The 25,575-nt window shown below is 41.5% G+C and carries 20 protein-coding genes; 13 read left to right on the top strand and 7 right to left on the bottom strand.

What is annotated here, in order from left to right:
* Positions 1–7 precede the first annotated feature (7 nt).
* Genes I595_RS01785 through I595_RS01765 form a run of 5 tightly spaced genes read left to right on the top strand, consistent with a single transcriptional unit; the run spans position 8 to position 7,493 of the window.
* On the top strand, positions 8–388 hold the full coding sequence (locus tag I595_RS01785) for a response regulator transcription factor (protein WP_083467461.1): 381 nt from the start codon (positions 8–10) through the stop codon (positions 386–388).
* Complete coding sequence (locus I595_RS01780; protein WP_054557669.1) at positions 379–2,517, top strand: hypothetical protein; 2,139 nt, start codon at positions 379–381, stop codon at positions 2,515–2,517. The genes I595_RS01785 and I595_RS01780 overlap by 10 nt, the downstream gene beginning before the upstream one ends.
* A 9-nt stretch (positions 2,518–2,526) precedes the next feature.
* A complete protein-coding gene (locus I595_RS01775; protein ID WP_054557668.1) occupies positions 2,527–3,954 on the top strand; it encodes a glycosyltransferase family 2 protein in 1,428 nt (475 codons plus the stop codon).
* 1 nt (position 3,955) lies between these two features.
* Positions 3,956–6,292 (top strand): sulfatase-like hydrolase/transferase, encoded by a 2,337-nt coding sequence (locus I595_RS01770; protein ID WP_083467460.1) that lies wholly within the window; start codon positions 3,956–3,958, stop codon positions 6,290–6,292.
* On the top strand, positions 6,276–7,493 hold the full coding sequence (locus I595_RS01765) for a YaiO family outer membrane beta-barrel protein (RefSeq protein ID WP_157449623.1): 1,218 nt from the start codon (positions 6,276–6,278) through the stop codon (positions 7,491–7,493). The genes I595_RS01770 and I595_RS01765 overlap by 17 nt, the downstream gene beginning before the upstream one ends.
* A 423-nt stretch (positions 7,494–7,916) precedes the next feature.
* Here the strand turns inward: I595_RS01765 and I595_RS01760 are convergent, their stop codons facing one another.
* Positions 7,917–8,780, bottom strand: coding sequence for a sigma-70 family RNA polymerase sigma factor (locus tag I595_RS01760; protein ID WP_054557665.1), 864 nt, complete (start codon positions 8,778–8,780; stop codon positions 7,917–7,919).
* Between the two features lie 288 nt (positions 8,781–9,068).
* Here I595_RS01760 and I595_RS01755 point away from each other — a divergent pair, with 288 nt between their 5' ends.
* Both I595_RS01755 and I595_RS01750 read left to right on the top strand, forming a co-directional pair.
* Positions 9,069–10,580: a DEAD/DEAH box helicase gene (locus I595_RS01755; protein ID WP_054557664.1), complete on the top strand. Its 1,512-nt coding sequence runs from the start codon at positions 9,069–9,071 to the stop codon at positions 10,578–10,580.
* 73 nt (positions 10,581–10,653) lie between these two features.
* On the top strand, positions 10,654–11,886 hold the full coding sequence (locus tag I595_RS01750; RefSeq protein ID WP_054558010.1) for a glycosyltransferase: 1,233 nt from the start codon (positions 10,654–10,656) through the stop codon (positions 11,884–11,886).
* Between the two features lie 191 nt (positions 11,887–12,077).
* On the opposite strand, the gene I595_RS01745 is transcribed toward I595_RS01750, so the two are convergent.
* Positions 12,078–13,775 (bottom strand): amidohydrolase, encoded by a 1,698-nt coding sequence (locus I595_RS01745; RefSeq protein WP_054557663.1) that lies wholly within the window; start codon positions 13,773–13,775, stop codon positions 12,078–12,080.
* A gap of 222 nt (positions 13,776–13,997) precedes the next feature.
* Positions 13,998–14,978: a hypothetical protein gene (locus tag I595_RS01740; protein WP_054557662.1), complete on the bottom strand. Its 981-nt coding sequence runs from the start codon at positions 14,976–14,978 to the stop codon at positions 13,998–14,000.
* Positions 14,979–15,260: 282 nt separating this feature from the next.
* On the opposite strand from I595_RS01740, the gene I595_RS01735 reads away from it, so the two are divergent.
* Positions 15,261–16,079 carry a mechanosensitive ion channel family protein gene (locus tag I595_RS01735; RefSeq protein WP_054557661.1) on the top strand — a complete coding sequence of 273 codons (819 nt, stop codon included), beginning with the start codon at positions 15,261–15,263 and terminating at the stop codon, positions 16,077–16,079.
* A 150-nt stretch (positions 16,080–16,229) separates the two neighbouring features.
* Here I595_RS01735 and I595_RS01730 read toward each other — a convergent pair whose 3' ends face one another.
* Positions 16,230–17,312 carry a retropepsin-like aspartic protease gene (locus tag I595_RS01730; RefSeq protein WP_083467459.1) on the bottom strand — a complete coding sequence of 361 codons (1,083 nt, stop codon included), beginning with the start codon at positions 17,310–17,312 and terminating at the stop codon, positions 16,230–16,232.
* 167 nt (positions 17,313–17,479) lie between these two features.
* On the opposite strand from I595_RS01730, the gene I595_RS01725 reads away from it, so the two are divergent.
* Entirely contained in the window at positions 17,480–18,322 is an 843-nt protein-coding gene (locus I595_RS01725; protein ID WP_054557659.1) for a 1,4-dihydroxy-2-naphthoyl-CoA synthase, read from the top strand.
* A 612-nt stretch (positions 18,323–18,934) separates the two neighbouring features.
* On the opposite strand, the gene I595_RS01720 is transcribed toward I595_RS01725, so the two are convergent.
* Positions 18,935–20,269, bottom strand: coding sequence for a serine hydrolase domain-containing protein (locus I595_RS01720; protein ID WP_054557658.1), 1,335 nt, complete (start codon positions 20,267–20,269; stop codon positions 18,935–18,937).
* Between the two features lie 54 nt (positions 20,270–20,323).
* Between I595_RS01720 and I595_RS01715 the strand changes: the two genes are divergently transcribed.
* Genes I595_RS01715 through I595_RS01700 form a run of 4 tightly spaced genes read left to right on the top strand, consistent with a single transcriptional unit; the run spans position 20,324 to position 23,771 of the window.
* Positions 20,324–21,193 carry a pirin family protein gene (locus I595_RS01715; RefSeq protein WP_054558009.1) on the top strand — a complete coding sequence of 290 codons (870 nt, stop codon included), beginning with the start codon at positions 20,324–20,326 and terminating at the stop codon, positions 21,191–21,193.
* Positions 21,177–21,623 carry a 3D domain-containing protein gene (locus I595_RS01710; RefSeq protein ID WP_245628205.1) on the top strand — a complete coding sequence of 149 codons (447 nt, stop codon included), beginning with the start codon at positions 21,177–21,179 and terminating at the stop codon, positions 21,621–21,623. Before I595_RS01715 ends, I595_RS01710 begins: the two co-directional genes overlap by 17 nt.
* Positions 21,624–21,633: 10 nt before the next feature.
* Positions 21,634–22,302, top strand: a complete 669-nt coding sequence (locus I595_RS01705) for a peptidoglycan recognition protein family protein (RefSeq protein WP_054557657.1) — start codon at positions 21,634–21,636, stop codon at positions 22,300–22,302.
* Complete coding sequence (locus I595_RS01700; RefSeq protein ID WP_054557656.1) at positions 22,299–23,771, top strand: M14 family metallopeptidase; 1,473 nt, start codon at positions 22,299–22,301, stop codon at positions 23,769–23,771. Before I595_RS01705 ends, I595_RS01700 begins: the two co-directional genes overlap by 4 nt.
* Here the strand turns inward: I595_RS01700 and I595_RS17285 are convergent.
* Both I595_RS17285 and I595_RS01695 read right to left on the bottom strand, forming a co-directional pair.
* The gene (locus tag I595_RS17285; RefSeq protein WP_157449622.1) at positions 23,768–23,935 is read right to left on the bottom strand and encodes a hypothetical protein; all 168 of its coding nucleotides are present in this window, start codon (positions 23,933–23,935) and stop codon (positions 23,768–23,770) included. The two genes, I595_RS01700 and I595_RS17285, sit on opposite strands and share 4 nt — an antisense overlap.
* A 587-nt stretch (positions 23,936–24,522) precedes the next feature.
* On the bottom strand, positions 24,523–25,455 hold the full coding sequence (locus tag I595_RS01695) for a 3-keto-disaccharide hydrolase (RefSeq protein ID WP_054557655.1): 933 nt from the start codon (positions 25,453–25,455) through the stop codon (positions 24,523–24,525).
* Positions 25,456–25,575: the final 120 nt, after the last annotated feature.

Raw genomic sequence — 25,575 nt, 5'->3', positions numbered from 1 at the left:
AATAAAATTGGAACCAAGAACCGTTTTATTGGCAGAAGATGACGCCATGTTGGCATCCCTACTCAAATACCGTTTAGAGAAGGAAGGCTATCTGGTCAGTGTCATGGAAGATGGTCAACAGGTGAAAAAAGCCATCACGCAGCAGCTTCCGGATGCCATTATCTGTGATATCATGATGCCCTATATTTCTGGTATTGAGTTGGTGGATTATTTACGGAACCACCTTAAATCCGATATCCCGATGATACTCATTTCGTCCGCATCCAATGAAGAAAACGTGGTAAGTGCGTTGGAACTGGGTGCCAATGATTTTTTGGCAAAACCCATGAGTCCTGCGGAACTGTTGGTCCGTGTCTCTAGGGAAATAAACCGTTATTATTGTACATAGTATTAGCAACATATTATAATTTACCCGGTATCGGTTCCCCCAAAATTGACACAAGCCTTCTATGGGGCTTGTCTGCTTTTTTTGGGGTTTTGGGCCTGTTATACTTTGGAGGGGTTTTCTTTTTTAGAAACCTTCTCTCTAAACGGTTCTATAAAAAGAATGCAAAAAGGGAAGAATTGGCACCCATTATCAGTAATTTTTTGTTCCATAGCTCCAATGACCCAAAAGAAGAGCAAAAGGAATATGTGGGCCTAAAAATTGAAATCCGTGAATATTTAAAGGACAAACGTTTTAGAAAAATTTTGGCAGAAATCCTTTTTGACCTGCAGCGCGATGTTGCTGGAAACACAAAAATTAGGCTTTTTACACTTTTTAGGGAATTGGGGCTACATCATGATTGCTACAAAAAGTTAAATAGCTGGCGCTGGGAGACCGTTGCCCAAGGGATAGATGAACTGGCCCAGATGCAGGTAGGGGAGTCCTTTCAACTCATCCAAAAATACATTAACGACCGTAGGCCAACCGTAAGGAAACAGGCAGAGCTGGCCATAGTCTCCCTAAACAGGGAAGGTATTAATTACCTGTTGGATACTACCAGCTACGGGATTAGTGAATGGCAGCAATTAAAATTAATGGAAGCCCTGTCCGCCATTCAGAACTACCAACCACCAAAATTTAAGGGATGGTTATTGTCACAGAACAGGGATGTAGTGCTTTTTGCGCTTCGTCTTATTTTGCATTACGACCAGAACGATGCAAAAAATGCCATCATAGAACTCTTAAAGCACAAAAATGATGAAATCAAAAAAGAGGCGATTTCCTGCATTAGGTCCTTTCATTTTGTGGAGGCATCGCCTACAATGAAACAGGTCTTTTTTTCCTGTACGGAATTTGTAAAAATACAGCTACTAAATGCTATAGCTGATTTTGCCCAAAAGGAAGATATTATTTTTCTGAAAACGGTATTGGCCAAAGAAACCAAGTTCTCTGTAGTGAGCAAGGCACAAGCTGCCTTTGATGCCATCTTACCGGACAGCATACTGCCTACCAAAGACATAGTGGAAGTTATGCCCTTTGAAGAAGGGGGACCCATTGATGATGAAATTAAAGACAACAGTCCCCAAAAGAAAGAGGTGGTAGGAACGGATCACCAAGATTCCCTAGAGATTGAGGAAGTGGAAATTTATGATATTGTTGGTCCAGATGCTGCGGACAGGGACAAGGAAAACCATATGTCCCCTAAAAAAAATGGTGCTGAGGAAAATTCAAGGGAATCGGATATTGAATTTGATTTTTCTGAAATGGACGCCCCTTTAACGGCTGCCTTAGATGCTTCTTTAGGTTTGGTCGATGGGGATGGGGAAATGACAGGGAGTTCGGATTCTGTTTTTTTAGCCAATTATATGTCAGCAGACCATAAAGAACGTCATAGGATTTTAACAGCGCTAGAGGAGAACTTTAGCCACCGGGAAAAAGCCCTGGTTGAAGCTATTGTAGAAAACGAAAAAGATGCAGAATTACGGTTTAGGGCCTTTAACTGTTTAAAAATGGTGAAGGTACATCATGGTGCACAGCAGCTGGATAGCACCGAAAGCGTTCCTTTGGCGGATAATGACGGTGTTGCTGATAAACCACAAGAAACCCTGTTGGGCGGCAGTGTTTTTTCCCATCTTTACGATAAGACAGAGGATAGGCAGGTTAAAAAGATGCTATTGCAGCAGGCCGCTGCAATTGGGGATGGGAATGAACTGACATTCCTTACGAAGATAGCAGAAACCGAAGACGCCTACTTTGGCCAATTGGCCAATAAAGCCATAGCGGCCATCCATGACCGCCAAGACACAAGGGAAATAGTATCCAATACCAAACCAACAGGGGATGGACTAAAGGACAATGAAACCAAAGCCGTACCACAAGAACTGGAGATAGATTTTCAAGAGCTTCAAGAATTGGCCACCAACACCATAGGCACTTCACAGGAAAAGTTGACCAAAGATAAGCTGCCCATGGAACTGATGTTCCTGCATGAAGAATTCGGAATTGGTGAAGTGGACGAAAGGACCAAAAAACCGAGGGTTTTGGATTTTGAGCTATCGGAGGAATTTTTTGCAAACAAAACAATACAATAACAGCGTACCATGTCCAACGGCGTATTTGAAGTGGTTTTAGAATACATAAACATCATTTTCTTGGTGTTTTCCGTAGTGCTGTTTACGTTGTTCAGTTTTATGGGGTATCTATCTACCCGAAATTCCATCCATTACAAGAACAAAAATAGTTTTGGCGATTTGTCCAAGGTAATGGCATCGCCCATGGCACCTTCCATTACCATTATTGCCCCTGCATACAATGAGGGAATGACCATTGTGGAAAATATACGCTCCTTGTTGTCTTTAAAGTATGTGAACTATGAGGTAATGGTAGTGAACGATGGCAGTAAGGACGATACCTTGCAAAAAATGATCAACGCCTATAACTTGGTTAAGGTAGACCGTAAAATAGACCCCAATTGGAAATCAAAGCCCATACGGGGCATTTATAAATCCAGGCAAAGCTCCTTCGCAAAACTAACGGTGATCGATAAGGAGAACGGCGGAAAATCAGATGCCCTGAACACGGGCGTACAACTATCGGAAAGCAAATATGTGGGCTGTATAGATGTAGACTGCCTGTTGTTGCCAGACGCATTGCTGCATGTGGTAAAGTCCTTTACCCAGCGCAGCAAAAAAAAGGTGATTGCCGTAGGTGGGGTTATCCGCGTTGCCAATTCCTGCATCATACAGGGCGGTACTTTGGAGAAGATCAATTTGCCCAAAAGTTGGTTGGCGCGTTTTCAATTATTGGAATACACCCGTTCTTTTTTGCTCGGCAGGATGGCATGGGGCCGCATAGATAGCTTGCTGATTATTTCAGGGGCCTTTGGTTTTTTTGATAGGGAAGTGGCCCTGGCCGTTGATGGGTACGATACCGGTACCGTGGGCGAGGATATGGAAATCATCTTTAGGATGCGCAGATATATGCATGAGCAAAAAATACCCTATACCATTGAGTACATTCCGGACCCCCTGTGCTGGACTGAGGTTCCAGAAGACTTGGAAGTGTTGGTAAAACAACGAGACCGTTGGTCCCGTGGAAACTTGGAAACCTTAAAAAAACACAAGGACATGTTCTTTAACCCAAAATTTGGTAGGCTGGGAATGTTGAGTTATCCCTACTGGTTCTTTTATGAATGGTTGGCCCCTATTTTGGAATTCGTAGGCTTCTTTTCCATTGTTCTGTTCTATTTTTTGGGAATCCTCAACTGGCAATTTTTTATTGCCATTACAGCCGCCATATACAGTTTTAGCCTCATGTTTTCCTTGTATGCCATTTTATGGGACGTCTATTCCTATAACCAATATACCCGGACCAAGGATATTTTAATTTTGATGTTCTGCGCCTTGGTGGAACCCATTGCCTTTCATCCCATCGTGGTTTGGGCGGCCATAAAGGGCAATTATAAAAAACTGTTCAATATTAAATCCGGCTGGGGGGCCATGACCAGGAAAGGATTTACCAAAGCGTAAGATGGAAGTAAAAGGAAACATAAAAAAATCAAGGGGTCTCAAGGACTTTACGCGTCTACTTTTGGGCTTGTGCCTGTGTCTATTTATGCTTTGCCTTTATCAGCAAATGCGCTTATGGCAATTAGGTGTAATTGATAGCGTCTTCATAAAAGCTACTGCGCTCTATCTACTGCATCAATTAGGTTTTACTGCCTTTGTAGGCTTGGTCTTGGCTTTTGTTTTTAGATTTTTGGAGTCCAAAGTACCTGCACTGGGTTTTAGGACAACCCTTGTCTTTTGCACGATGATTCTTATTTCTGAGGTATGGTTGGTAGAATATTTTATCCATCAGTATGAATTGTTGGATTATAGTACGTTTACCGGATTGCCAAACATCAATATGTCCATGTCCTCCATGCTCTCGGGAGTTTTCCTGGCCGTAATCATCGTGGGCCTGTTTTGGGGGGCTTATAAAATCACCACATCTTGGCACGGTATCATTGGTCGTATGTATCCATTGACCATTGTGTTTTTTGTGATGTTTTTGGGTACTTTTTTCATGGAAGAACAACCTATTAATCAAAATAAAGTACAGTACTTGGTGACAGACGCCATCGCTCAGGCTTTTGATGTGTACGAGTATACCGGACAAAAAGAATATCCTCTCCTTAGACCGTGGAGTCCAACCACTGGGCTGGATGGTTATTTTAAGTTCACCCAGAAAAAACCTAACGTAGTGCTGATCGTACTAGAAGATTTGGGAGCGGATTTTGTAAATCAAAAAGGAAAATACAGGGGATTTACCCCATTTCTAGATTCACTTACTTCCGTTAGTCTAAGTTGGGATCACTTTTTAAGCAACACTTTGGATTTAGAAAGTACAATTCCCTCGGTGCTTGGTTCCTTGCCCAATGGGGTATCAGGATTCTTGCGCGCGGAATCGCCCGTGGACAGGAATACCTTATTTGGTTTACTTAAGGCAAATGGCTACAGAACAGCGTTTTATTCCGGTAGTAATACCTCACTAACACAATTGGATAAATTTTTGGAACAGGAACAAGTGGACTTTACGAATGATAAATCGGATTTTGGGGCTGGTTACCAACTTTTACGGGCAGATAAGGCTGGGAACATCTCGGGCTATCCAGATAAAGAGGTCTATAAAAAATGGAAGGCCGATTTTAGTCCTACGGAAAGTCCTAGATTGGATGTGTTCATGTTGTCTTCCTTGCAAGATATGGACCTTTTGCCTGAAAAATCCACCTACCTGGATATATTGGAACATAAGATGACCAATTTGGGCCTTTCACGAGAATCTACACGTTTTATAGAAAAAAATAAAGACGTTTTTGCCGCTAGGTTGTACAGTGATGATGCCTTAAGGCAGTTTTTTATGGACTTTAAACAAGAGGAACAGTTTAAGAATACGATTTTTTTGATCACGGGAAATAAAAACCTGCAACGGCCCAATGCCCAAAGACTTGCGTCCTATCACGTTCCCTTTATTATCTACAGTCCGCTGCTGACTTCTAATACAACGTTTAAAACCAAAGCTTCCCATCAGGATATTGCACCAAGTTTGTTGAGTTTGCTGCACAATACTTTTCAATTTGATATGCCCCAACAAATGGCATGGCTTGGCGGCGATTTAATATCCAAAGAGCCAAAGAAAATTGCCTTATATCGCAATCAAGGGGTAGTCAAGGATTTTATCATAGAAAATCATTTCATTAGCTCCGGAACGGTATATGCCATAGATGACGAACTAGGACTTAGCGGCAAACGTACTGCAACCAAGGATAGCTTACAGGCATATTTTAAGCAGTTTAAGGCCATAGACCACTATGTGGTGGAACAAAACAAATTGTTGCCAGACTCATTGAGCCTTTTTAAGGTTTCCAAAAGGCGTTTTACCAATGAGGAGAAGGTATGGATCCAGAGCGTTTTTAACGGCAGTAATTTTGATAATGCCTATGCTACGGCCAGAAGCCTGGCCCATAAGGGGAATGCGGACAGGGCCTTGCTACTTTGTGCCTACATTTTATCTGAGGTTCCGGGTCATATAGATGCCCAAATATTACAGGGTAGAATTTACGCCTGGTCCAAAGAGTATGCCAAAAGCTTGGCCACCTTGGAGGCAGCCGTTAAAAAATATCCACATTACCAAGACGCCTACGCCGCTTTGTTAGACGTGTATTTCTGGTCTGGGAAGGTTACCAATTACGTTTGGGTAGCAGCGCAAATGGAACGCAATGCCATTGAAAGTGCCCAATTGGACCAAAAAATAGAACGTCTAAAAGTATTGGAACAAAAAATAAATTCGCAACTAAGCCAACTGGATTTTGAGAGCACGGAATAACCATATTGTATATGCTTTACTGGGTCTGCTGTTGTTTTGCCCATCCATTATGGCCCAACGCATTGAAGATGCGGATGCCTATTTCTTAAAGATTAGGGACATCGCATTTCAGGGAGAATACCAAACGGCAAGGGATTCTTTGAACCAATTGCTCCAAAGCTACCCCGGGTATACGGATGCTTCCTTATTGATTGCAAAGACCCATAGCTGGGAGGGAAACTATGATTTGGCCAGAAAAGGCTTCAATAGAATTAGTTCAAAGGAGAAAGACCAAGAGGCAATCTGGGAAGCTTCGGTAAGGAACGAACTGTATGCCCAGAACTGGAACATTGCCTTGGGATTGGCGAATAAGGGCCTAAAACACCTACCACAGTCCAAAAGCCTACAGGCCTTAAGAAACAAAGCGCTACAGGGCATCAGCGGCCAGCAGCAGATTGCAGTCCGTATGAAATCCGATAAAAAGAAAGAGCAACAAAAGAATAAAGTGGGCCTTGCTAGTTGGATGGAATTGTATGACGTGGTTTTTGAGCCCATGTATTATACCACTGTGGAGTATCACCTTAAAACAACGCATACCATAATCATCCCAAGGATAAACCTTAGCCAACGTTTTGGTATCCAAGGTGCGCAGTATGAGCTGGACGCTTATCCCACCTTTTCGGAAAAATACCATGGTTATGCCAATTATGGCTATTCCAATGCCCCAACCTATCCTAGGCACCGAGCCGCAGCGGAAGTGTTCCGGGAACTCCCCAATGCGTTTGAAGCCTCACTTGGCGCTAGGTATTTGCAGTTTGAGGAAGACAGGGTGCCCATTTTTACCGGTTCCCTAGGAATGTACCGGGGCGATTATTATGTCTCTGCAAGGCCTTATTTTGCGCCTAGGGGAAAGGAGGTAAGCGTATCCGGGACCATTTTGGCCAGAAAATATCTAAAAACGGCAGAAAACTATTTTGGCCTACAGTTTACCTATGGTTTCGACTCAGAATTTAGTCAGTTTGTGGTGGGGAACCAAGTCCTTTCAGAGACCCTTGTTTTCTTGGATGCCCAAAATTTGCGATTGGAATACCAATTTACCAATAGGGCGAATGACCATGTCTACAATACGTTTGTAGGACTTACTAGGCAAGAATTGGCATTTAATTCTGGCAACTTCTTTTTTGCCGCCACCATTGGGTTTCAGTATCAATTAAAATTTTAGCAAACCCCAAGGCTAATTTAGTTCACAACAAAATTTGAGGGGTTCACCACAATTTATTGTGCCACAAAACAAATGGGAATATGTTTACGTTATACTAATAACCCGAATTTTAAAACCGACCAGATGTTGTACGATACCTACGGCGAAGAATACTTGGCCTTCCTACAAGAGTTAAATGAAATATTGAGTTTAAACGAATTGACAGAATTAGACTATCTATAACATGTCTCACTAAAAACTAGTCCCATGGAAAATAGAAATCAAGAAAATGGCGCATATGTCAGTTTTATTCAAAACCTGAATGAAATTTTGACCAATTACAATATATCACAATTAAATTGTTCTTAAGTATATAGTGTTTATCAACAAAAAAAAGGGCTTTGTAATGAAGCCCTTTTTTTATATCCATAACCAAAGTAATGCCTAGCCCAAGTAGGTTTTTAAAATCTTGCTCTTAGAGCTATGGCGAAGTTTACGTATGGCCTTTTCCCGTATTTGCCGCACTCTTTCCCTGGTAAGGTCAAAAGTGCTCCCAATCTCTTCCAAGGTCATTGAGGGTTGTTCCCCTATGCCGTAATACAGCCGCACAACGTCTGCCTCCCTTGGGGACAAGGTGTCCAAAGCCCTATTGATTTCTGTGTTAAGGGATTGGTGCAGTAAATCCCTGTCTGGTTTGGGAGACTCCCCCGCACGCATCACATCGTATAAATTAGAGGTTTCCCCTTCCTTTAATGGGGCATCCATGGAAACATGGCGGCCAGAATTCTTGAGCGACTGTTTTACCTCAGTGACCGTCATATCCAACTCTTTGGCGATTTCCTCGGGAGATGGAGGCCTTTCATGGGCTTGCTCCAAATAAGAAAATGTCTTTTTAATTTTGTTGATGGAACCAATTTTGTTCAATGGCAAACGCACCACCCGAGACTGTTCTGCCAAGGCTTGCAAAATAGACTGTCTGATCCACCAAACGGCGTAGGAAATAAATTTAAAGCCCCGTGTCTCATCAAACCTTTTGGCCGCCTTCACTAAACCAACATTACCTTCATTGATTAAATCTGGTAATTTTAGCCCCTGGTTTTGGTATTGTTTTGCTACGGAAACCACAAACCTAAGGTTGGCGTTGGTCAGTTTCTCCAAAGCTATTTGGTCGCCCTTTTTAATGCGCTGTGCTAGTTCAACTTCTTCTTGGGCGGTTATTAAATCAATTTTACTGATATCTTGTAGGTATTTGTCCAAAGACTTGGATTCGCGGTTCGTAACCTGCTTGATGATTTTTAACTGCCTCATTTATGATTCTCGTTTAGTATATAATTAATACTCCCATGATACATTTTTAGAATCAGATTTCCAAATAGGTTCACGTATTATTTTAAAATAGTTATTATCAAAGCCGTACAGACGCACAAAACTGCTAAAATGGCAATTGTTGATAGTATTTGAAACATTTCCCACCATAAGGCATGACCACTACTTAAAAATCTGGTAATTTTGAAGGGTTTTTTAAGGACGAAACTGTTAATTGATACATCTCATCAGTCTAAGTCGTTCTAATGTTTACCAAAAATTGCATTCCATTTGGAAGTGAAGAAAGAAATACCCAAGAAGAATTTATACGATTACCAGCTTAACGATTTAAAGCGCATTTTTGCCCAGTTGGATAAGATGCCGGCAGGGAGCAACCTGCTGTACCAATTACCCACTGGTGGGGGTAAGACCGTGGTTTTTTCTGAAATCACCAGAAGGTATATCCAACAAACCCAAAAAAAGGTGGTGGTGCTTACCCATAGGATAGAATTGAGCCACCAAACTTCTAACATGTTACATGGTTTTGGGGTCACCAATAAAATCATCAACAGTGAGGTCAAGGAACTGGACGACCAAGATGAGTTCATGTGTTTTGTGGCGATGGTGGAGACACTCAATAATCGGCTTCAGGAAGAGAAGGTGAATATTAAGAACATTGGCCTTGTCATCATTGATGAGGCACATTACAATTCCTTTAGAAAACTGTTTAAGTATTTTGAGAAGGCCACTATTTTGGGCGTGACGGCAACACCTTTGAGTTCCAATATTAAACTGCCCATGAAAGACCATTACAAGAAGCTGATCGTGGGCAAATCCATAAAATCCTTGATTGAGGATAATTTCTTGGCAAGGGCCAACCTTTACAATTATGACGTTAGCCTAAAAAGTTTAAAATTGGGGATTCATGGGGACTATACCGTGAAATCATCTGACGAGTTTTACAGCAACCAAAGTATGCTGAGCAAGTTGGTGCATGCCTACGAAGAGCTGGCCAAGGGTAAAAAGACCTTGATTTTCAATAATGGCATCAACACCTCTTATTACGTGTATGAAACCTTTAAAAAGGCAGGATACAACGTACGTCATTTAGACAACAGGAACAACGCTACGGAACGGCGGGACATATTGGAATGGTTTTCCAATACACCGGATGCCATTCTTACTTCCGTTAGTATCCTTACTACCGGGTTTGATGAGCCTACAGTGGAAAACATTATCCTAAACAGGGCCACCCGTTCACTTACCCTTTACTTTCAGATGATCGGGCGTGGATCACGTGTACTGCCCAACAAAAAGGAATTCAATGTCATAGATTTAGGGAACAATATTGCAAGATTTGGGCCCTGGGACGAACCCATTGACTGGCAAGAAATATTCCATTTCCCGGATTTTTATTTGGAAAACATCAAGAATGATGAGGAAATAGAACGGGAGTTTATTTATGAGATGCCAGACGAGCTTAAAGCAAAATTTAGCAAGTCCAAAAACATCCATTTTGATATCAAAGCAGAGTACAAAAAGGTATTTGCTGAAGGCGGAAAGTCAAAAATTGTGTTGGACCGCAGCATAGAGCAACATGCCCAGATATGTGTGGAGAACAGTGAAGACGTGTTTGACGCACGTATTCTGGCCAAGGAACTCAAAGAGGAAATTGCATACCGGGTACGGCAGTATTCCTATTGTATCATGAACAACACAAAAAATTACAAGGAATGGCTAGAGGAAGATTACGAGCGTAAGCTAAGGTCCAGCATTTCCAAAAAGTTTGCCCAAATGATGTAGATCCTCGTTGCCCATAAGCTTCCAAAATAACCCACCATTTGTCCAAACAACCAAAGTCAAGACCCAATACCCATTGAAAAAGGCACTATGTATCGGATATGTTTGGCCAGAGCCTAAAACCACGGCCGCGGGCCAACGAATGTTACAACTGCTGGAGGCTTTTATACATGAGGGGTATCAAGTAACCTTTGTTACCACAGCTTCCAAAACCCCATATTCGGATGATTTATCGTCCTTGGGTGTCCAAACGGCCACTATTTCCTTAAACCATGAGAGTTTTGATGTGTTTATTCAAGATTTGCAGCCTCATGCAGTGGTTTTTGACCGTTTTATGGTAGAAGAGCAGTTTGGTTGGCGGGTAGCAGAAAATGCACCGCGGGCCTTACGGATATTGAACACAGAGGATTTACACTCCCTAAGGAAAACGAGGCAATTGGCGCATCAAAAAGGGGAGGGGTTTATCTTAGAAACATGGATGCAACAAGAGATGACCAAGCGCGAAATGGCTAGTATCTATCGTTCAGATTTAACTTTATTGGTGTCCAGTTATGAAATGAAAATCTTGCAGACCAAGCTCATTATCCCGCCAGACTTGCTTTACCATCTGCCATTTTTGTTGGATACTATTGATGAAGGAAGCCCCGCTACTTGGCCATCTTTTAAAAACCGCAAAGATTTTATTTGTTTTGGTAACGGAAGGCACGCCCCCAATATAGATGCCATTGCGTACTTGAAAAAGGACATTTGGCCACTAATTAGACAGCAATTACCAGAAGCCAAGCTGTGTATTTTTGGAGCCTATCTCCCGCAGCAGGTGCAAGAGTGGCACCAGCCCAAAGCGGGGTTTTATGTGCAAGGTTGGGTTAACGATTTAGACCATGAATTACAAGGGACAAGAGTTAACTTGGCCCCTTTACGGTTTGGGGCCGGCATCAAGGGAAAACTTACCCAAGCCCTGCAAAACGGCACCCCTACCATAACAACCAGCATTGGGGCAGAAGGTATGTTTACAGGAGAGGATTTGCCCGTTGTGGTGAGGAATGATGCCAAAAGCGTTGCCCAGGCCGCGATAGCGCTATATCAAGACGAAAACGAGTGGTATCGGATGCAATCCGAAGGGGTGAATGCTATTAATATGGAGTATGATAAAAAGGCCCTTCTAACCCCATTCTTTGCCAAAGTAAACACGCTTTACCAAATACTTAGGGAGCACCGAACCGCCAATTTTATAGGTAGCATGTTGCAACATCAGACCATGGCCAGTACTAAGTATATGGCCAAATGGATTGAGGAAAAGAATAGATAGCAGAAATGGGCAACATCTTTATTCGTTTAACAATTGCGATTGAATGGGTAAAGTATGGTCTAATTAACAGAAACCCAAACTTACAAGTCCGCGGGTAAAACACCTATTTCTAGCAATTTTCACCTAGTCGTTGAAAAGCCCTAGGCAGTAAATGTACATCACTTTAAATGCCAGATTATAAGCGGTATTGGTCATTTTTCAAAAACAATCTGGCCTTCCTTTATCGTTTTTAATACTTGAATGTCCTTAATTTCATTAGTAGGGACTTTTAAGGGATTATCATCCAAAATGACCAAATCTGCTAATTTCCCTTTTTCTAAACTTCCTTTTGTGTCCTCCTCAAAATGTTGATAGGCAGACCAAATTGTTATTGCCTGCAGCGCTTCATAAGGGGTTAATCTTTCCTTCTCGCCAATAATTTTTCCTGATCGGGAGGTACGTTCAACCGCCGTCCACAAAACACGCATTAAATTAGGTAAAGCTACGGGAGCATCCGTATGGATGGTAATGTTTAGACCCTTGTCCAATGCCGACTTTACAGGACTTATATTTTGCACCAAGGAATCTCCGATTAATTGCGTATGCCAATCTCCCCAGTAAAACGTATGAAGCGGAAATAAGGAAGCAACCATTTGCATTTCCTTGGCGGCATTTAGTTGGTCCTCTCTTATATATTGACCGTGAATGATGACATCGCGCCTATTGTTAATCCCGTACTTTTCCTGTAGTGGCTTCATTGTCCTTATGAATTGGTCTATTGCAGCATCACCATTGGTGTGCGCCAGGATTTGCCAATTGTTTTTTAGTCCTTTTTCAAATATTGAAGATACCACGCTATCATTGGGTATGGCTGGATAACCACTATAATCATGGGGCATCCCTTTTGGTGGAATTAGGTATGGCTCCGTTCTCCATGCAGTCCTGCCTTGCGGAGAGCCATCCAAGGTTACTTTCATTCCACCTATCCTGTAACCGTTATTGTATGCTTTACCATTCCATTTACTGTCCATATACTTATCTACAAATGCGTAATCTATATAACTGACGACATCAAGTTTAAACAGATTGCTTTCTGCCATTGCTGCAAGCATTTCATGGTTTTGCATGGCTCGTCCTTCTTGTGCGGTGGTATATCCATAGGACAATGCCATCTCTTGGCCAGCTTCAAAGAATTTTAATATGGCCTCTTTGGATTTAGGCGCCACGGCCTCTAGCATATATGGAATTGCAGCTAATTCCTCTAAAACCCCGTTTGGTTCAGAAGAATTATCTTCCCTTCTTATTAACCCACCCTCAGGATCTTTGCTATTTTCATTAATACCCAATGTTTCCAATCCTTTGGAATTAACCACCGCAAAATGACCAGATATGTGGGTTATCATTATGGGGAACTCTGTGCTTACCTGATCCAAATCATGTTTTGTGGGAAATCTTTTTTCTTTTAAAATGGAATCATCGAACCCCGTTCCAAATATCCATCCTGTTAAAGCCCGGTTCTCCGGTGTGTTCCAAGCTTTTAAAACGGATATCAAGGTTTGCATATCATTCACATTTGCATCTGGGGAGGCCAAGAGTTGGGCACCTATGGCCTGTGCTCCAAAATTGGCGAAATGTGCGTGACCATCAATTAGTCCGGGAACCATTGTGTTGCCATCCAAATCAAATAACTTGTGTGCATTCCCGGCAATTTTCTTGGCCTCTTTTAAGGAGCCGGTATAACTAATTTTTCCATCTTTCTCCACAATCGATTCTACATAGGCAGGGGATTCCCCAGACATTGTAATGATATCACCGTTAAAATAAATGGTAGCAGGTTTCTCTGTAACAGTTTCATTACAACAAATGAAAAGGGATAATCCACAGATGAGGAACACATGTTTTATTGTCATTTTCTATTATTTAAAAGAAGTAATTAAATTTTTAAGGCTTAGGATAACCTACTTTAACAGTCATTAACAAAATTAAAATAAAAATTTAGATTGGATGTTTGTCTGCAAGTTTATGTCCGGTTTTCCCAGAACCTAAAATGCAGGAAATATTACGGTAAATACTTAAAACTGCAGATTTTTCCTAATTAAGGGTGCACCTTGGCCAGTTATATCATTGCTTAGTTACTCCTTGGTTTGCTCTAAAATCCAATCCAGAAGGTCTTCTTTATTGATTGCATCCCAAGTGGATTGCGTATTCCGTGGCTGCGCTGTATTGTCCTCTGGTGCTATTACGATTAATTGGTTTTTTTTGTTCCCTACCAATCTCAATTCTGCCAAAAAACCAACCATATCCGTCGTATTATTCTCATAGAGGGTTCTTAGTTGTTTGTCCAGTTTATATTCGATGGCCGGTTCTACATAGACTCTAAAGGCGTATTCTTGGTATAGATGGATGTTTTTATTGGTATCACTGGGGTAACTATACGCGGAAAAATGCTGATAGCTTTCTGGATGGGTCTTTGGTGTTCCTCCCAAATTGGTTTCCAAAAGATAGTTGATAAATGTTGGCTCCCAAAGGTCAATTTTGCCAATCCTAATATCCCGTTGATGCTGATGCCATTTCCTACTAAAGTCCATGGTAAAATTACAGGCGACAATACCCTTAACATGCAGCCGAAATTCGGGCTTGCTTTCGGCAATAAATTTTAAATAACGCATCGCTCTGTGGCCAACCAAACTGGCACCTAAAAAGAAAATATTTTGATTGGGCAAATCATAGGTTTCAAATACTTTTTTGATGAGCTGATGCGCCAAAAGCATGGAGGCGTTGGAAAAGTAGAAATCCACCGGAACCTCGGTAGAGACGGACAGCACCGCAAAGCCTTTTCCAGATGCTTGGGCATACAGCTGTTTAGCGCTCCGGTTCTTTTGGTCGTATTTGGAATCTTCCAGTAAAATGAGCACCCCCTTAATTTCATTGGTTTCAGGAAGCATGAGGGTATACCCAGGTTGGATAAAGGGTGAAAAGTCGTTTTCCCCTAGGCCTACCCTTAGGCTGTCTTTTTTGGCGGGTAGGTAATTTTCCAAAATTTGCTGGGGAAAACACTCGGAGCCAAACATGGCAAAAAAGAGGGCAGCAAACAGCTTAAACAGTAGTTTCATGGTGATTCATTTAAAAGCAGGACAACGGCAACCCAAACGGGATTTCATGCAGATTAGCGTTGGTGGTGTTACAATGATAAAAGTAACAAGAATACTACTTTTTTCATGCAACACATTGTTCAAAGGGATGGCAACCACAAAACCTGTGGCTTGGTTCAAGTTAGAGGGCACTTAAAAAAATGTAAGGTCAAAATTCAAAGTTTAGATGACACATGTTTTTTTTGAAGTTTCAGTCCACATCAAACAAAACCTTTATTTTTATCACCACTAATCATTAGAATCATGGATAAGATTACCTATTATGCGGAGTTGGTTCGCGATAATGCCATTGCATACGCGCCCAGGGTTTTGGGGGCCATTTTGTTGTTGTGGATTGGCTTTAAACTGCTTAAAAAAGTAGACAAGGTTTTAAACAATAGCCTTACCAAAATGAAGGTGTCAGATACCATGAGACCTTTTATCACCTCCTTGGTGTCTACCACCTTAAAAATTGTTCTTTTGCTGGTAGCGGTTTCCATTTTGGGCGTGGAGTTATCTGGCTTGGTCACCATTGTGGCGGCTATGGGTTTTGCCATAGGCCTTTCCCTACAGGGTAGTTTGGGCAACTTTGCCTCGGGTATACTGATTTTGTTTTTAAAGCCTTACAAGGTGCATGACTGGATTCAGGTAGACGAAAGCTTTGGCAAGGTAGAGGAGATAGGCATCTTCAACACCATTTTGGTCACCCCTGGCAATAAAACCCTAATTGTGCCCAATGCCAAAATTACGGATGGGGTAGTGACCAATTTTTCTGAAAAGGGTTTGGTACGCTTGGAGTTGAACGCCCACATTCCTTACGAGGAGAGTTTCCCAAGGGTGCAACAGCTCATACAAGAAGCCCTAAAGCAAACCCCGCTGGTGCTGGATGAGCCAGCCCCGGAAATTGGTATAGAAAATTTTGATACGCACAACGTGATATTAGCCATCCGCCCCTATGTACACCCGGACAATTACTGGGACGCCACCTTTGAATCCCATAAAACCATTAAACAGGTCTTTCATCAAAATAATATTCAAGTAGCCTATTCCGAAGGGGTGGAACTGGGACGTATTGGGGGATGATTTTTGTAAGTTTTGTTTTTGGTATCCTATAAAAGCGTGGTGGAATGTTAAGCACTGATTTTTCGGTTAAACACAAAGTTTGATGCGAAGCAAAAGCACCGAATAAAACCCTGATTGGCCTGTGTATATAATCGTTAAAGTTAGGAGTGGTTATTTTATTTCCAGCTTGTTGTTTTTTAAATCTATGGTCAATCGTTGATGTGTTGTTCCAATGATTAAGTCAATAATCTCTTTATCCAATTTTAGATTAAAACCTTCCATATAGTCCGCTATTCCCAAGTTTAATTTTGCGTTTCTAATATTAATTGGTACCGTGTAAAGGTTATAGGCGTAATTTCCGTATTTCTTTTCTTCCTTCTTTTTGTATAGCTCTTTGTAGTATTCTTTATTTAGTATATCAATGGGTGAGCCTGTATCAAAAACGGTTGTTAGGTTTTTGTCCCCTAATTGAAGTACGGTAATTGGCTTTGAGTCAAAAAAGAAAATAGGTTGCGTATTTTCCATTTGAAGTTTTTGATTTGAAAAAATAATTTCTTTGTTTTCCCAATCAAATCTCACATAGTCGATTAATCCAATCAAAATATCAATACCCATAAAAATGTCATACTGTTGCTTAGAATCGAACTCGCCATTATCTTTTGCAGACACTGTATATTCAGCTCTTAAGTTGCTTAGTTCAAGATTTCCAAATTTTATCGTCTTGATAATGGTAGGACTTGTTTTTGAGACTCTTTTAAAGGCCGGCATATAAGAAGACCCTGTAATGTTGGTATCTGTTGGTAGATTGTATTTTTCAACTAATCTTTTTGAAATAGAAATTCCGTGTCCTCCTGTATCCAGCACAACCCGAAGAGAGTCTTTTCCGATTGTAGCTAAAAATAGGTTTCTCTCCAAGGGCAGAATTACTTTGTCTCCATTTGTAAAATGAATTTTGCTTTTTGGAAATTGATTGTAAAAACTATCGCCCCAAATTTCAAGTGTAGAATCAATAATTGTAGTTTCTCGATTTGCGTACTGGAATGCATTCGTTAGAAACTGATTTTTGGGTAGACTTATATCTTTTTTGGTCATAAGTTGATAAGCCTTGGCATAATCTCCATTGGAATAAGCAAAAAACCAATCTGACTTTTTTTCTTTTTGATTTGACAAAAAAAGGTTCTGTACAGTTCTTTGAGCTAAAACAGTTATCCCGATAAGGCATAATATCATACTCATTAATAATCGCTTAGTCATTTTCTATAATTTTTACCAGCCAACAGCTAAGGAGAGTTTTAATTCCTTTTAGCGGTCGATACCGAAGTTTAGTGAAAAAACAATCATTTTCAATAATAAAGTAGCGGTACTTATAAACAGTTTTTAACATCCCCACTTCTCAGTATCTTTGTTAAAACTGTAAACGAATGTCAGCACCCACTTGGAAAACCGCCCTAGAGTTTGAAGATATTACCTATAAAAAAAGCAATGGCGTGGCACGTATTGCCTTTAACCGCCCCAATGTCCGCAATGCCTTTAGGCCACATACTACCAGCGAACTTATCAAAGCCTTTTACGATGCCCAAGAAGATACTTCCATTGGTGTGGTTTTGCTTTCCGCAGAAGGTCCATCCACAAAAGACGGTGTTTGGTCGTTCTGTAGCGGGGGAGACCAAAAGGCTAGGGGTCACCAAGGCTATGTAGGCCAAGATGGACAGCACCGGTTAAATATTTTGGAGGTGCAACGGATGATCCGTTTTATGCCCAAAGTGGTCATTGCCGTAGTTCCGGGCTGGGCCGTTGGAGGTGGCCATAGCTTGCATGTGGTCTGTGATATGACCCTGGCAAGCAAAGAGCACGCCATTTTTAAACAGACTGATGCAGATGTGACCAGTTTTGATGGTGGCTATGGCTCTGCCTATTTGGCCAAAATGGTAGGACAGAAAAAAGCACGTGAAATCTTTTTCTTGGGCAGGAATTATACGGCACAAGAGGCTTTTGAGATGGGCATGGTGAATGCCGTGGTACCGCATGAACAACTGGAGGCTACAGCCTACCAATGGGCGCAGGAGGTATTGCAAAAATCACCAACCTCCATTAAAATGCTCAAATTTGCCATGAACCTTACGGATGATGGTATGGTTGGGCAACAGGTTTTTGCAGGTGAGGCAACACGTTTGGCCTATATGACGGATGAGGCCAAAGAAGGGCGTAATGCCTTTTTGGAAAAACGAAAGCCCGATTTTGGGAAGGATAAGTGGTTGCCCTAGTGTACTATAGAGGGATTGCGGAATACAACTTATGTACGTAGGCGAAATTGACGTAAAGGTGGAATCTAGTTTTGGAAACCAAACAAGGCCAAACTAAAAAGAGCCTTGTCTTTTGGACTAAGGCTCTTTTACGAGAACACTATATGAAAATGAAAATTTGTTGTTGAATTATTACATGGTAAATGTACCACCTTGCCAAGAGCACCACCAATCATTGTTGTAAAGGACTGTAATATTGTGGTAAAGCTGCCTTAGGTTGTTGTTTGCTTTTTTCTATTCGTTTAGTTTCAGGGAAATTTAAGGTGCCGAAGGACGGGACATATAGCTTATAAACCATAAAGCCTCCGATTGTACAGGGCTGTAAACTAGAGCAGTATGAAAATGAAAAAATCACTTTCTTTTTTACTAGCTTTTAAAACTATGGTGGTGCTATAGGGAGATAGAAATAATAGTTTTGAACGTAGCCATAGTTATGGTCAGTTTTGATATTTCTGCACGCTCACACTGGAAAAAGGCTTTTTTGGGATATCCGTTCACAGGGTGCCCTAAAGAAACGTTGTTTTCTAAGGCTTTGGAAAATAACGTTTTGTGTTAGCATTGGTGAACATATTGCTAGTTAATTGCTCTTACCAAAGTGGAAAGAAAACCATTGATGTCAAAATCAGGATATTCCGCTAGACCTGTTCTAACTACCACCAAGTCTTTTGATGGGACAATAAACACATACTGCCCTTGGAATCCATTCATGGAGAACAAGTCCTTGGGAACATCTGGGTATTTCCCCTGGGCGTTTAACCAAAAGTGCGCGCCATAGGTACCGTTGGACAATGCTGTTGGTCTGGTAATGTAATCTACCCACTCTGGTTTAAACAATTCCTCTCCGTTCCATTGTCCACGGTCTAGATATAACTGTCCAATACGCCCCCAGTCCCTTGTACTTGCCCATCCATAGGAGGAACCCACATAGTTTCCTTCCAAATCGGCCTCAATCAGCATACTGTGCGCGCCTATCTTGTCAATAAAACGTGCATACAGAAAATCCAGGTAGGCCTGCGGGGAACGGAACTGCTGCCGTAATATTCCAGACAAAAGGTTGGTGGTGCCAGAAGAATAGTTCCATTTTTCTCCTGGCTTGGCCACCGCTTTTTTAACCCGTTGCGCTTGGGTCATATCAGGGTCTAGAAACAACATTTTGGTCACATCAGAAATACGGGTGTAGTCTTCACTCCATTCCAAACCGCTTTGCATGCGTAAAAGATGGTTTAAGGTAATGGCACTCCGTTCATCATCTTGCCATTCTGGTATGGGTGCAGGCCAATGGCTTTGGATTTTCCCGTTTTTTTCCAGTATCCCAAAGCAGGTAGCAAGAACGCTCTTGGTCATGGACCAGCCTAAAATAGGGGTATCCTTATCAAAACCATCCACATATTCTTCATGGATTAGATGGCCCTTGTACAATATGGCAAGGGTTCTTGTCTTTTGTAGTTTTGGTTTGGAAAATGGCAAGGCCACTGCTTTTTGTAGCAGGTCATAATCAATTTCCTTAAAAACCGTATCCTTTGGTGGCAAATGGCCGTATGGATAGGGTTTGTCCACTTTTTTAAAATTTCGATTGGGTTGTAAATAGCTAGCGTCTGTAGGATACTTCTCGTTGGTCAAAACAGTTCCCAAACCTTGGCGGTCTATCGTGGTTCTTTCCATCAGGCCATATACAGAAGCCTTGGCCACCTTGTTTTTTTCATCGAATTCCGTACTTGCCAAATCTATCAATGGCATATCCAAATCTGTTGTGGCAACATATTTAGTGGCATGTCCACCAATAAGTACGCTAGATGCCATATACTTGGCCGCATACCCAGATATCATGTTTAGTTTTGGATAATTAAGGTACACCAAAACCCCTATGCCAAGAAGGAGGAAAAGAAGAATTCGTTTAAAGGTTTTCATAAAATAGCGCTAGTTTTATTGTAACTTTCTGTGGAAAATATAAAGATAGGTACCATGTCAAATATAGGGTTGATAATCGAGGAAAGAAGTAGGGATATTGGAGATTTTTTAGTGGGCCGTTTAATTCCATTTCGTAAAAAGCGGATGATTGGCCCATTTATTTTTATTGACCATATGGGACCAACAAATCTGGGACCAGAAAAATACATGGATGTGGACCAACATCCGCACATTGGTCTGTCTACCTTGACCTTTATGTTGGAGGGTGAAATTTTGCACCAAGATAGTTTAGGCACCAAACAACGCATACAACCAGGTTCCGTGAACTGGATGACCGCCGGAAAAGGGGTTTCACATACTGAAAGGACACCAAAAGAATTAAGAAACGGAAATGAGTTCACAGCTCACGGTTATCAAATTTGGGTGGCCCTCCCCAAAGAATTGGAAGATATGGAACCTAGTTTTCATCACATTAAGCACACTGAATTGCCCAAATGGAAAGATGGTTCTGCCGAGATTTGTTTGGTAGCAGGAGAAGGATATGGTCGTAAATCCCCCGTGCCCGTATATTCTCCCATGTTCATGCTTGAAGTGAAGACAACCGATTCTTATGCACTGAACGTTAACGGCCACCTTAAAGGTGAGATAGGGATTTGCATTGTTGAAGGTGCTATAAACGCCTGTGGCCAAGAAGTAGCTAAAGGAAATATCTTGGTTTCCAAGGTGGAAGATACCTGCGATATTACCTTAGCGCCACATACCCATTTGTTGTTGTTTGGAGGGGAACCGTTTCCTGAAGAACGTCATATCTATTGGAATTTTGTGTCGTCCTCCAAAGAAAAAATTGAACAGGCAAAACAGCAATGGGCAGCAAGGACATTTCCCATGATGCCAAACGACAATAGTTATGTTCCCCTACCTTAAAACCAAAGCCAAATTAGTCCATGCCGCTTTGGTGCTTTTACCCTTTTTCCTTGCCATAAGCTGCACCGGTGACAAGCATAGGGGTACCGAATATGATTGGTATGGCCATGAGGTAACGGCCTCTGCCTATAATTCCGTTCCTTGGCAAACTAATGCCAACCCAAATATAGCGGCATGGGGAGATACCTTAAAGACAGGGATGAAGGTCGTTGCTGTTTCCCGTGATTTATTGGCCAAGGGTCTAACCTACAATACCATGGTTAAAATAGACACCTTTCCAGATACCTTTTACGTAAAAGATAAGATGAACAAAAAATGGCGTAACCGAATTGATATCTTTATGGGCAAAGATGTACGAGCTGCCAAGCAATGGGGAAAGAAAAGACTCATGATTTGCTATGCTGTTCCAACAGATACCCTTAGGAATTAAAATCTAAAAGATGAAAACATATGTCATGTTATCCACAGTATTGGTCCTCTTTCTATCCTGTAGTGCTCCCATTAAACTTGTGAAAAAGCCTATTGTCTTTGACCAACAACGTGTGGAACTTACCAAGCAGTATCTTAATCAGCGCTACCAGCTTCCCAGTGATACTATTTTGATAACCCCAAAAATGATTGTCCTGCACTGGACGGCAATACCAACTTTTGAGGGTTCTTTTGATGCCTTTTATGAAAGCACCTTACCTTCTTGGCGGCCAGATATCGAAAATGTCAGTGGCTTAAATGTTTCTTCCCATTTTTTGGTAGACCAAGACGGAACAATTTACCAACTTATGCCAGAAAATTATATGGGTAGGCATGTTATTGGATTAAACCATTGCGCCATTGGTATAGAAAATGTTGGTGGTACGGAAGCGGTACCGCTCACCAAAGCGCAATTAAGGTCCAACATTAAATTGGTAAAATATCTGGCAAAAAAGTACGCCATAGATTATGTTATTGGCCATTATGAGTATACCCGGTTTCAAGAGCATCCGCTTTGGTTGGAAGTGGATGAGGGCTATAGAACCACAAAAACCGACCCTGGTGAAGATTTTATGCAAAAAGTTCGCAAAGCAACAAAAAAGTTTAAATTTAAACCCATACCTACAAAGACCACAGAATGAGAAAAAATCTTTTATTGTTAAGCTGTTTGTTTTTAAACCTAATGGCTATCCAAGCCCAAGAACTTACAGAACGTTTGTATGAAACTTACGAAAAGTACAAAGAACCTTCTCTTAAGGAAAGAAGAATCAAGCACCAAGATATCCAACCGTTGATACAACAGTTCCGTATCAATCCAAAATTTGAAGTCAATAGGGTAGGCACTTCCATTGAAGGTCGTTCCTTGGAGTTGATAAGTGTGGGAAAAGGGGATATTGATGTTTTTCTATGGTCACAAATGCATGGTGATGAACCAACGGCAACGCAAGCGATTTTTGACATACTGCATTTTCTGGAATCCCCAGATTTTAAAGACGAAAAGGAACGCATCCTAAATGAGCTAAGGCTCCATTTTTTACCCATGTTAAACCCGGATGGAGCGGAACTTTTTCAGCGCAGGAACGCCCTTGGAATAGACATCAACCGTGATGCCCTTCGTTTACAATCGCCCGAAGGGCAAACCTTAAAGAGGGTGCGAGATAGCCTTGAAGCGGATTTTGGTTTTAACCTTCATGACCAAAGCCGGTACTACAATGCCGAGCTTACGGACAAACCAGCCACTATCTCTTATCTGGCCACGGCCTACAATTACGAAAAAGAAATTAACGAGGTACGTTCCAATGCCATGAAGGTCATTGTTTTTATGAACGACATTATTCAAAAATACGCTCCAGGCCAAGTTGGGCGGTACAGTGACGATTTTGAACCAAGAGCTTTTGGGGATAATTTGGCCAAATGGGGAACTAGCCTCATTTTAATTGAGTCAGGCGGGTATCAAAATGATTTGGAAAAGCAAGAGATACGCAAGTTAAACTACGTTTCCATCCTATCCGCTATGTATAGTATCGCCAATAAGAGTTTTCAGGATATCCCCATTGAGCGATATGAGGAAATTCCGCGTAATGATAGAAAGATGGTAGATCTTAAAATCGAAAACGTTACATATAGTTTGGAAGGAAAAAAATTTATTTTGGACTTAGGTATTTTCAGAACGGAAATAGATGATGCCACACACCAAGATTTTCATATCAACGGAATTATTGGAGACCAGGGAGATTTATCCACCTATTATGGTTATGAAACCTTTGATGCCACAGGATACAACATAGTGCCACCAAAGATAGGAAACGGTATGGTAGAGGCTACTAAGGACGGATTTTTGGTGTCCAATGCAGCAACCCTCCTTAAAAATGGTGAAGCCTTTACCAGACTTGCCAAAATACCATCCAAGGTTACTTTTTCACCATCACCGATACATCTGGTTCCACAGACCTATCAATTACCAGAATTTAAGCTGCAACCGGGCAAAAACGCGACCTTTTTCCTAGCTAAGGAGGGAAAGCTTACCCATGCTGTTATCAACGGTTTTATTTTAGATCTGGGGAAGCCATGGACAGCACAACAGTTTAGAAATGCTCTTATTTACCGTTAATACCCAAATTGGATGTTGGCATACATACCATGGGTAAAAAGCAAGACCAACATGGCAAATAGCGTTACAACAATCAGGGAAAATATGGACACTATAATTCCTTGGGTCCAATAGGATAGGGAGGCCATGGGCCCATATTTCATTACATCTTTTAAAACATCCATACCAATAACGATTAGGGTTTGTACATGTTGGTGTTCGTTGCAAAGGTTGGATAGTGATACAACAACTGAAACCTAATAAACCCTACATAAGGGTAAGGATACAGGGTAACGTAATTTATTTTATTCATACAAGTATCCTATTGTTTATCGGTTGTTTTTTGGTAGTTAAAAATTAAATTGAATATCTAAATTCCGCCGATTTAAATACATGAAACTGCGCTTCTTGCTTTTGTTCCTTTCCACGTTGGCGGACGTTTACCTAAAAACACATTCCCTTGTTCAATGGTATAAACCTATACGGTTAAAGCTACGTGCCAAAGAAACATACCAGTGGATTGTACGCATCCTATGGAAGGGGACAACTTATAAGGCTGTATTGCGCATGTGAGACTGGAACAGCTCAAAAATTGAGCTAAGCGAGCAAACGGAAATCACCGTAATGAATGGCATTCAACTAGGTGATATTCAAGACGATAAAAAGCAAATGGCAAGGGGTTCATTACCCTCTAGATAAATGATGAAGAAAGGATAAAAGTGAAATGCCGCCACATTAAAATCCAACCTATTGCCCAGCTAAGCCCTAATATTTACCGTAGCGGGGTAATATCAATTTTCCTAAATTGTATAGGGGCATGATCTCCTTGAATCATGATGGGCCCAGCTTCTCCTTCCGCGCTATCAAGGGCACCGCCGGTAATGCCAGGAATGGTTTGGTCACTGATGACCACCTTCCCGTTAGCTACCACCGTAACCCGTCTACCGATCAGGGTGATTTTAAAGTGTTGCCATTCCCCAGCGTTTTTGGCCGCGTTTTCATTGGGCTCCAAAAACCCATAGATTCCACCAAAATAAATATCCAGTGGTTCCAGACCTTTATTGTCTGCAATTTGTACCTCATAACGACCACGTAGATAAATGCCACTATTCCCATCTTTTGGATATTTGAACTCCGCTTCCAACACAAAATCATCAAATGAGGCATCACTAATGAGGTTGGCCCCTGATTCCGGACTGGTCAAGATTCCATTGTTCACCACCCATTGGCTGGTTTCCCGGTCCACATGCCAACCGGAAAGGTCTTTACCGTTAAAAAGGGATATCTTACCAGTGGGTTCCGGTATGCGGGAACGGACCAACAAAGGCGCTTTGGTCCCTGTAAAAACATAGCTGTTACCATCAACATAGGTCATGGTTCCTTGTAAGACACCATCTTTGAGTCTAGCCGTAAAGCCCATATCATTACCTACGGGTTCCCATTGCCGTGGGATGTCAAAAGAGATGGCACCATCTATATAGTTAATTTCTGAAATTGGTCTTGCACTGCCAAAGGCAAAAACAAACCGACCTACCAGGGTTTCATGACCAGAATGTTTAATTTCCAACCAGGATGGAACGGTCTTACCTTCAAAATTCATTTCTAGGTCCCACCTACCTTCGTAGTCTTTTTTTTCTTGGGAAAAAAAGTTAATTGTTGCCAGTAGGGCAAACATTAGGGGAAAACGGATTGCGAACTGCTTCATAAGCTTTATTTAGAGATCGTATGCAAGCTAACCAATGACCCAAACAGCAGATAAGAGTAACAGTCACCCAACACTGGTCTGGAGGCTGAAGATAAGAAATTGGCTGCTCACCGTTTCTAT

It is taken from the genome of Croceitalea dokdonensis DOKDO 023 (assembly GCF_001306415.1).
Taxonomy (GTDB): Bacteria; Bacteroidota; Bacteroidia; order Flavobacteriales; family Flavobacteriaceae; genus Croceitalea; species Croceitalea dokdonensis.
Note: the sequence above shows the minus strand (reverse complement) of the source record. Positions and strands in the feature narration are given on the sequence as shown.